At 72.0% G+C, this 8326-nt stretch carries 6 protein-coding genes; all 6 read left to right on the forward strand.

The window, feature by feature from the left end; all coding sequences use genetic code 11:
* Positions 1–775 (forward strand): IclR family transcriptional regulator (locus WMI84_RS15260; RefSeq protein ID WP_347354630.1); only part of this gene is annotated, 775 nt, incomplete at its 5' end.
* A gap of 86 nt (positions 776–861) precedes the next feature.
* Positions 862–2541, forward strand: coding sequence for a histidine ammonia-lyase (locus WMI84_RS15265; protein ID WP_347354631.1), 1680 nt, complete (start codon positions 862–864; stop codon positions 2539–2541).
* A 2-nt stretch (positions 2542–2543) separates the two neighbouring features.
* On the forward strand, positions 2544–4289 hold the full coding sequence (locus WMI84_RS15270) for a urocanate hydratase (RefSeq protein WP_347354632.1): 1746 nt from the start codon (positions 2544–2546) through the stop codon (positions 4287–4289).
* Positions 4290–4293: 4 nt separating this feature from the next.
* A complete protein-coding gene (hutI, locus tag WMI84_RS15275) occupies positions 4294–5544 on the forward strand; it encodes an imidazolonepropionase (RefSeq protein WP_347354633.1) in 1251 nt (416 codons plus the stop codon).
* Positions 5541–6890: a formimidoylglutamate deiminase gene (locus WMI84_RS15280; RefSeq protein WP_347354634.1), complete on the forward strand. Its 1350-nt coding sequence runs from the start codon at positions 5541–5543 to the stop codon at positions 6888–6890. Before hutI ends, WMI84_RS15280 begins: the two co-directional genes overlap by 4 nt.
* Before the next feature lie 28 nt (positions 6891–6918).
* Positions 6919–8301 (forward strand): FAD-linked oxidase C-terminal domain-containing protein, encoded by a 1383-nt coding sequence (locus WMI84_RS15285; protein WP_347354635.1) that lies wholly within the window; start codon positions 6919–6921, stop codon positions 8299–8301.
* The last annotated feature ends 25 nt before the right edge of the window (positions 8302–8326 follow it).

An 8326-nucleotide genomic window follows, 5' to 3' on the forward strand; every position in this document is an offset into this window, starting at 1 on the left:
TGGTCGCACCGGGCGGGGTGCTGCGGCCGGGGCGTTCCAGCGCGGGTTGCGGGTGCTGGTGAGCGTCGCCGAGGCCGGTGAGGCCCGCGCCGACGAGATCGCCGAGGACACGTCCCTGCCGCTGTCGACCGTCTACCGCTACCTGCGCACATTGCGAGAGGCGCAGTTCGTCGAGGAGCGGGACGGGTCCTATGTGCTCGGCTGGCGCCTGCTCGAGCTCTCCGGCCAGCACCTGACCCACACCCGTCTGCTCGAGCTCGGTCACGCGTTCCTCCGTGAGCTCAGCGAGACCACCGGAGAGACCGCCGTGCTGACGGTTCGCGTCGGCACCCAAGCGATCTGCCTTCGGCAGGTCGAGTCCGACCAGCCGATCCGCATGGCCTTCAAGATCAACCAGCTCCTGCCGCTCCACGCCGGGGCCGGCCAGCGGATGCTGCTGGCGCACGCGCCCGCGGCGGTCGTCGAGCGGGTGCTCGCCCAGCCGTTGCGGCACATCACAGCGGCCACCCTCGACCGGGCCCTGGTGGTCCGGGAGATCGAGCAGATCCGACGTCGCGGGTTCCTCGTATCCCACGGCGAGCTGTCCGAGGGCGCGGTCGCGGTGGCGGTCCCGGTCTTCGCCGGCGGTGAGATCGCCTGCTCGATAACGGTGGCCGGGCCTGCGTACCGCTGCTCCCGCAGCTGGGTCACGCGCACCCGGGCAGCGCTGCGGGCCAGTGCCCAGCAGCTGTCTGAGGTGCTCGACCAGCGCCCACAGGCGATTCTCACTCGATGAGAGCAGGGTCTGGACGGGAGCAGGAAGGTGGGCAATGGTTCGGACATGGCCCGCTGAGCCACGCAGACCGAGCAGAAAGGACCGGAATGGTTGACACCGTTGTCGTCGGGACGGGCGCCCTGACGCTCGACGACCTCGTCGCCGTCGCCCGTGGAGGGGCGCGGGTCGAGATCGCCCCCGCAGTCGAGGCCGCGATGGCGCCGTCGCTGCAATGGGTGCAGGACGCCGTCGCGGGCCGGCTCGACGGGGGTGAGGGTGCGGCGATGGCCGACCCGATCTACAGCATCAACACCGGCTTCGGCTCGCTCGCGGGCAAGGCGGCCTTCGCCCGGCCGGAGCAGGCCAGCGAGCTGTCCCGCCGGCTCATCGTGTCCAACGCCTCCGGTGTCGGCCGGCTCCTCGACGAGGATGTCGTGCGGGCGGCGATGCTCATCCGTGTCTCCAGCCTGACCCGCGGCTTCTCCGGGGTGCGCCCGGTCCTCGTCGAGCGGATCGTCGACATGCTCAACGCGGGCGTCCTGCCCGCCGTGCCCGAGTTCGGCAGCCTCGGGGCCAGCGGTGACCTCATCCCGCTCGCACACCTGGCCATCGTGCTCACCCGGGCGGCCGGCGAGGACCGCGAGGAGGACAGCGGTCAGGCGATCGTCGACGGCGAGGTCGTCTCGGGCCTGACCGCCATGCGGGCCGCCGGTCTCGAGCGCATCGTGCTCGGGCCCAAGGAGGGGCTGGGCCTGATCAACGGAACGTCGTTCTCGACCGCCCTGGCCGCCCTGTCCGTGTATGACGCCGACACGCTCGTCCGCACCGCCGAGGTCGCCGCGGCGATGTCGATCGAGGCCCTGAGCGGCTTCGCCGACGCCTTCCTGCCCCAGGTCCACGCCGCGCGTGGACAGGTCGGCCAGATCGCGACCGCCGCACACCTGCGCGACCTGCTCGCCGGCAGCGAGTTCATCGACGGCAGCGAGTCGGTCGACCCGGTCCGTCAGCCCCCGCAGGACGCCTACTCGCTGCGCTGCGTCCCGCAGGTGCTGGGCCCCGTCCGCGACACGCTCGACTTCGTGCGCGGCATCGTCGAACGGGAGATCACCGCTGCCACGGACAACCCGCTCATCTTCACCGAGCTGCCCGCGAGCCGTCGGCTCAAGGCCGTCTCCGGCGGCAACTTCCACGCCGAGTACCTCGCCTTCGTGTCCGACTTCACCTCGATCGTCGTCTCGGAGATCGGCAGCATCGCCGAGCGGCGGATCTTCCGGCTCGACGACAGCACCCTGAGCCGTGGCCTGCCGGAGATGCTCGTCGACAGCGCCGACGCCGGGATGGACTGCGGCTACATGCTGCCGCAGTACCTCGCCGCCGCACTCGTCTCGGACTGCAAGACGCTGGCCCACCCCGACAGCGTCGACTCCATCCCGACCTCCTCCAACCAGGAGGACCACGTCTCGATGGCCAACAACGCGGGGCGACACACCCGCCAGGTCGTGGCGAACGTCCAGCACGTCGTGGGCATCGAGCTCGTCGCGGCCGCCCAGGCCCTCGAGCTGCGGCTGGCGGCGGCGGGCAAGGAGCGCAGCGCGCTGGCCCCGGCCACCCGGGCGGTCCTCGACCTGGTGCGCTCCACCCCGACGAGCGACGGCCGGGGGATCGCCTTCCTGACCCGCGACGTCGTGATGTACCCCCGGATCCGCGCCGCCGCCGAGCTCGTCGCATCCGGCGCCGTGCTCGACACCGTAGCCCCCCACCTCCCCACCGAAGAGAAGGAATCCTGAAGATGACCACCGGAACGCCCGACCGCAGGACGGAGCACATGCCCGTCAGCGACGCCACGTTCGAGCCGAAGCCCGTGGTGCGCAACATCACCGCCCAGCGCGGGGACACGTTGCGCTGCAAGGGCTGGAAGCAGGAGACCATCCTGCGGATGCTCGAGAACAACATGGAGGTCGCCGAGCACCCCGACGAGCTCGTCGTCTACGGCGGCATCGGCAAGGCGGCCCGCAACTGGGAGTCCTACCACGCCATCGTCGACTCGCTGCAGAACCTCGCGGACGACGAGACCCTCGTGGTCCAGTCGGGCATGCCGGTCGCCGTCTTCCAGACCCACGAGCTGGCCCCCCGCGTCGTCATGGCGACGACCAACTTCGTCCGCCCGTCCTGGCAGCAGTTCTACGACCTGCAGGACAAGAACCTGACGATCTTCGCCCAGTACACCGCGGCCCCGTGGGAGTACATCGGCACCCAGGGCGTCATCCAGGGCACCTTCGAGACGCTCCGCTCGGTCGCCAACGTGCACCTCGACGGCTCCTGGGCCGGCAAGATCCTCGTCTGCGCCGGCATGGGCGGCATGGGCGGCAACCAGCCGCGCGCCATGACGATGCTCGGCGGCGTGGCCATCTGCGCCGACGTCGACGAGCGGATCATCAACAACCGGATCAAGGTCGGGTACTGCGACGTGCTCGCCGAGTCGATCCCGCACGCCATCGAGCTGGCCAAGGAGGCGGCGGCCGAGAAGCGCCCGCTCGGGATCTCCGTCGTCGCCAACGCCGTCGAGCTGTTCGAGTACTGCCTGGAGAACGGCTTCCGCCCCGACGTCGTCACCGAGATGACCCCGGCGCACGACCCGGTCGCGTACGTCCCGGTCGGGTACACGGTCTACGAGGCGGAGGACTTCCGCAAGCGCGACCGCGACGCCTACTTCGAGGTGAGCCGGCAGGCGATGGTGCGCCAGCTCAACGCCATGAACGCCTTCTTCGACATGGGCGTGCCGACCTTCGAGTACGGCAACCAGATCCGCCGCGAGGCCGAGCTCGGTGGCCACCCCGACGCCTACCGGATCCCGGGCTTCGTGTCGGCCTACCTGCGCCCGCTCTTCCTCGAGGGCCGCGGCCCGTTCCGCTGGACCTGCATCTCCGGCGACCCGGCCGACCTGGCTCGCCTCGACGACCTCGTGATGGAGCTGTTCGCCGACGACGAGCTCGTCACGCGCTGGATCAGCCTGGCCCGCAAGCACGTCCCGATCGAGGCCCTGCCCGCGCGGGTGTGCTACCTCGGCTTCGGCCAGCGCAAGAAGTTCGGCCTGGCCGTCAACGAGCTGATCAAGAAGGGCGAGGTCAAGGGCCCGGTCGCGTTCTCCCGCGACAACCTCGACTCCGGCTCGATCATCAACCCGACCTTCGAGTCCGAGAACATGCCCGACGGCTCCGACGTCATCTCCGACTGGCCGTACCTGAACGGTCTGCTCAACGCGTCGGCCATGTGCGACCTGATCGCCATCCAGGCCAACTACGCGATGGGCGACTCGGTCCACACCGGCGTCACGATGATCGCCGACGGCACGGACATCGCCGCGTTCCGGCTCAAGGCCGCCCTGACGGTCGACAGTGGCATCGGCGTCGTGCGCCACGCCCAGGCCGGCTACGACCGCGCCCGCGAGGTCGCCAAGACCGTCGGCCCCGACGAGGGCCTCACCGTCCCGCTGTGGTGGACCCGGCAGGCGACCTTCGGCCCCGACGACGAGTGACCCGATGACCCCCCAGCACCAGCAGCGACAGTCCGTCGACCTGATCGTCACCGGTGCCGCCGAGGTGCTGACCTGCGCCGCCGGTGCTCCCGACCTGCTCGGGAGCACCAGCGGCGGGGTGGCCGTCGACGGCGGCCGCATCGTCGCGGTCGGGGACGTCAGCGGGTATGCCGCCGAGCTCGTCGTCGACGCCCGTGGCGGTGTCGTCCTGCCGGGCTTCGTGGACGCACACACCCACGTCGTCTTCGGCGGCAGCCGGGCGCAGGAGTACGCGGCCCGGGTCGCCGGACTCGAGCCCCCGCCCGGCGCGGTCGTCGGGATCACCGGCACCATGGCGGCCACGCGGGCCGCGGGCCGCGACGAGCTGCGGAAGCAGGCCGCCGGGCGGCTGCGGGAGATGGTCGAGCACGGCACGACGACCGTCGAGAGCAAGAGCGGCTACGGCTTGGACGTCGAGACCGAGATCGCGACCCTCGACACGAACCGCGTTCTGCAGCAACAGCTTCCGGTCGACATCGTGAGCACCTTCCTCGGGGCGCACGCCTTCCCCCCGGGAGCCGACCAGGCGGCATACGTCGAGCAGGTCGTGCAGCTCGCGAAGCGCGTCGGCGCGGAGGGACTGGCCGAGTTCTGCGATGTCTACTGCGACGACGGCTACTTCGACCTCGCGCAGACCGAGCGGATCCTGCGCGCCGGGCTCGACGCCGGGCTGGCCCCGAAGGTCCACCTCGACGCGTACAGCCACACCGGCGCGGCGGCGCTCGCCGCGGACCTGCGCGCGACCAGCGTCGACCACCTGAACCTGACGACCGATGCCGAGCTGGCGCAGCTCGGGCAGGCCGGTGTCGCAGGCGTCTACATGCCCTGCCTCGACTACGCCGTGCGCCATCCGCACCCGCTGGACCCACGCAGGGTGCTCGACGCCGGGATGGAGCTGGCCCTGGCCACCGACATCTGCCCCGGGTGCTGGACCACGAGCATGCAGCTCGCGATCCAGATGGCCTGCCGCACGGGCGGGCTCAGCGTCCCTCAGGCGTTGCGGGCGGCGACCCTGGGCTCGGCCGTCGCGCTGGGCCGGGCCGACCGGGTCGGGTCGCTGGAGGTCGGCAAGCAGGCCGACCTGATCGTGCTGGACGTCGGGTCGCCCGAGGACGTCGCCTACCGGCTGGGTCGCAACAACGTCAGCACCGTGATCCGGCGCGGCCGGGTCATCCACGAAGCCAACCCGGCCCCTCGGCCCGAGGAGACCCGATGACCACGTTCCACTGCGAGCAGGCTTGGCTCGGAGGCGACTCCGCGACCAAGGACGTCCTCGTCGAGACGGCCGGCGGCGTCATCGTCTCCGTCACGGCCGGTGTCCCGGCACCGGAGGCGGCGGTCGTGCTGCGGGGCCTGACGCTGCCGGGCCTGGCCAACACCCACTCGCACGTGTTCCACCGCGCGATCCGGGGCCACAGCCAGAGCGGTGTCGCCGACTTCTGGCTGTGGCGCGACCTGATGTACTCCGTGGCCGAGCGGCTCACCCCGGAGCTGATGTACGACCTGGCCCGGGCCACGTACGCCGAGATGGCCCTGTCCGGCGTGACGAGCGTGGGCGAGTTCCACTACGTGCACCACCGTGCCGGCGGGGAGCGCTACACCGACCCCAACGAGATGAGCCGCGCCGTCGTGCGCGCCGCCAACGACGCCGGCATCCGGATCACCCTGATCGACACGTGCTACCTGCAGGCCGACGTGCACGGTGCGCCGCTCACCGGGGTCCAGCAGCGCTTCGACGACGGCTCCTGGCAGGCCTGGGTCGAGCGGGTCGCGCAGCTGGGGTCCGGGCCGATGCAGCGCACCGGCGCGGCGATCCACTCGGTACGTGCCGTGCCCCGCGCGGCCATGGGCCCCATCGCCGACGCGGCCCGCGCGAACCGCTGGCCGCTGCACGTCCACCTCTCGGAGCAGCCCGCCGAGAACGCCGCATCCGTCGAGGCGTTCGGGCTCACGCCCACGGAGGTGCTTGCCGCCGAAGGGGCGCTCGGCGACACGACGACCGCCGTCCACGCGACGCACCTGACCGACGCGGACATCGCGGCCCTGGGCGGGAGTGCCACCTTCATCAGCATGTGCTGCACGACCGAGCGCGACCTGGCCGACGGCGTCGGGCCGGCCGCGCGGCTGCACGCCGCCGGGTCGCCGCTCTGCGTGGGCAGCGACGCGCACATGATGATCGACCTGTGGGAGGAGGCTCGCGCCATCGAGCTGGACGAACGGCTCGTCTCGGGCACCCGCGGCCACCTGTCCGTCGGGGACCTCGTGCGGGCGATGACGACCTACGGCGCGGCATCCATCGGGTGGCCCGAAGCCGGCTCGATCGCCCCCGGCGCGCTGGCCGACCTCGTCACGGTCCGGCTCGACTCGCCCCGCACGGCAGGGGCGCGCAGCGGCGATGCCCTGGCCCACGTCGTGTTCGCCGCCACCGCGGCCGATGTCACCGATGTGTTCGTCGGGGGAGCGGCGGTCGTCCGCGACGGGCGGCACCTGTCGGTCGACGTGGGACCCGAGCTCGAGTCCGCCGTCGCCGCCGCGCTGGGAGTCGCCGAAGGGCTGGCCTGAGACGCCCACGTCGAGGAGGATCGAGCCCATGGAGACCGGTCCTGTCGGCGACGTCGAGCTGCGCGAGCTCGGACACCTCGTGCCCGGAGCACGCCTGGTCACCGACCCGGACATCGTGGCCGGGTTCGTCCACGACCAGGTCACGGTCCTCCCGGCGGGGCGGCCGCTTGCGGTGGTCATGCCCAGCCGTACCGAGGACGTCGTCGCGGTGATGCAGTGGGCCACCCGTCACCGGGTGCCGGTCGTACCGCGGGGCGCCGGCACCGGCCTCGCCGGGGGCGCGACCGCCATCGACAACGCGCTCGTCGTCTGCCTCTCCGGGATGACCGCCATCCGCGAGATCGACCCGGCGAACCGGGTCGCCGTCGTCGAGGCCGGGGCGATCACCGCCGACGTCGACCGGGCGGCCCGAGAGGCCGGCCTCATGTATGCCCCTGACCCGTCCTCCGTCGAGCTGAGCACCATCGGCGGAAACGTCGCCACGAACGCCGGCGGGCTGCGCTGCGTCAAGTACGGCGTCACCCGCGACTCCGTCCTCGGCATCGAGGCGGTCCTCGCCGACGGTCGGGTCCTGTCTACCGGTGGGCGGACCATCAAGAACGTCGCCGGCTACGACCTCACCGGGCTGTTCGTCGGGTCCGAGGGCACGCTGGGCATCGTCACGAGCGCCACCCTGCGGCTGCTCCCGCTCCCACCGCGCGACCCGGTCACGGTGGTGGGCGGCTTCCCGTCGCTCGTCACCGCCGCCGGCGCCGTCTCCTCCGTGGTCGCCGCCGGGCTGCGCCCGAGCCTGCTCGAGCTGCTCGACCATGCCATGCTCCGGGCGATCGACGACTGGAAGCACCTCGGCCTCTCCGGGACCGAGGCGATGCTCATCGCCCAGTTCGACGACGTCGACGCCGACGCCCGCGCCGAACGGGTCGACGCCCTGTTCACGGCCGCCGGAGCCGATGACGTGGCGGTCTCGACGGACCCCGACGAGTCCGCCCAGCTCCTCGAGGTGCGGCGCCTGGCCTACCCCGCTGCCGAACGACTCGGCCGGTGCCTCGTCGAGGACGTCGGTGTGCCGGTCAGCCGGCTGGCCGACATGGTCGCCCGGATCGAGCGGGCCGCCGACCGGCACGACGTCCGGGTCGTCACCGTGGCCCACGCCGGCGACGGCAACCTGCACCCCACCTTCGTGTTCGACTCGCCCGACGGCACGGTGCCCCACGCGGTGTGGCAGGCGGCCGACGAGGTCTTCCGCGGTGCCCTCGAGCTCGACGGCACGCTGACCGGTGAGCACGGGGTCGGGCTGCTCAAGCAGCGTTGGCTGCCCGACCAGCTCGGTCCGGTGGGGACTGCGGTCAGCCGGGCCATCAAGGACGCACTGGACCCCCTCGGCCTGCTCAACCCCGGTCGCGGCATCTGACCCCGAGTGACACGCTCGGCTGCCG

This window comes from Intrasporangium sp. (genome assembly GCF_039812505.1).
GTDB lineage: Bacteria > Actinomycetota > Actinomycetes > Actinomycetales > Dermatophilaceae > Intrasporangium_A.

Bases quoted from the DNA above. Each gene is read 5' to 3' on its own strand.
- WMI84_RS15285 (WP_347354635.1), top strand. From the start codon at position 6,919: ATGGAGACCGGTCCTGTCGGCGACGTCGAGCTGCGCGAGCTCGGACAC.
- WMI84_RS15280 (WP_347354634.1), top strand. From the start codon at position 5,541: ATGACCACGTTCCACTGCGAGCAGGCTTGGCTCGGAGGCGACTCCGCG.
- WMI84_RS15270 (WP_347354632.1), top strand. From the start codon at position 2,544: ATGACCACCGGAACGCCCGACCGCAGGACGGAGCACATGCCCGTCAGC.
- WMI84_RS15265 (WP_347354631.1), top strand. From the start codon at position 862: ATGGTTGACACCGTTGTCGTCGGGACGGGCGCCCTGACGCTCGACGAC.
- hutI (WP_347354633.1), top strand. From the start codon at position 4,294: ATGACCCCCCAGCACCAGCAGCGACAGTCCGTCGACCTGATCGTCACC.